This window comes from Gilvimarinus sp. 1_MG-2023, assembly GCF_030548285.1.
Map to the genome: position 1 here is coordinate 1 of NZ_JAUOSC010000328.1, position 373 is coordinate 373.

At 51.2% G+C, this 373-nt stretch carries 1 protein-coding gene; it reads left to right on the plus strand.

What is annotated here, in order from left to right; genetic code table 11:
* Positions 1–75 precede the first annotated feature (75 nt).
* Positions 76–373, plus strand: a 298-nt coding sequence (locus tag Q4563_RS17025; protein WP_303605333.1) for a TRAP transporter large permease subunit, incomplete at its 3' end; no start/stop codon positions are given.

Sequence of the window (373 nt, forward strand, 5' to 3'; positions counted from 1 at the left end):
GGCCAATGGTTTCCATGAACACCGGGAATCACTGCTGCATGAAGATGGCTGTGATGAAGCAGAGGAGAAAGCATAATGGTCGCGTTAACCCTGTTCTTGTTGTTGTTTGTCGGTATGGCGCTGGGCTTGCCGATTGCTGTGGCGCTGGGCTTCTCTTCCATGACCGCCATTTTGCTGTTTACCAATGATTCCATGGCGTCGATTGCGCTCAAGCTGTTTGAAGCAGTTTCTGAGCACTACACCTTGCTGGCGATTCCGTTATTTATTCTGTCGTCTTCTTTTTTGTCATCTGGTGGGGTTGCCCGTCGTTTGATTGATTTCGCTACGGCGGCGATTGGTCACGTTCGTGGTGGTCTGGCGATGGCGTCAGTAC